This is a genomic window from Pseudomonas sp. HY2-MNA-CIBAN-0224, from assembly GCF_040310285.1.
GTDB classification, from domain to species: Bacteria; Pseudomonadota; Gammaproteobacteria; order Pseudomonadales; family Pseudomonadaceae; genus Aquipseudomonas; species Aquipseudomonas helleri.
In genome coordinates, this window is the sequence record NZ_JBEOPQ010000476.1 from 1 (window position 1) to 276 (window position 276).

Annotated in this window: 1 pseudogene; it reads right to left on the reverse strand. The window is 42.4% G+C overall.

Annotated features, from left to right (window positions below):
* Positions 1 to 78 precede the first annotated feature (78 nt).
* Positions 79 to 276, reverse strand: a pseudogene (locus AAEZ03_RS27230) (EF-P beta-lysylation protein EpmB); the annotation flags it as partial.

Here is a 276-nt window from a genome sequence, read left to right on the forward strand (position 1 = left end):
GGATATAATAACGGCTGCTTATGCACTTATTAGTCATTATTTGTCTGCTAATAGCGCTACTTTATCATAATGCAACTTTTAGACTTCATTGTAAATGTCAATCGGCACCTTAAACGGTCTATCTGGCAACTCTCTAACCAGCTTAGGTACTAGATAGCCGGGTAATGCTGCCAATAATGACCAGTAAAGCGCTATTGCTGACCGCTCGTCGCTATCGAAATGTGCCGCGCCTGCTACTTTATCCAATACGTGTAGATAATAAGGCAATACCCCAGC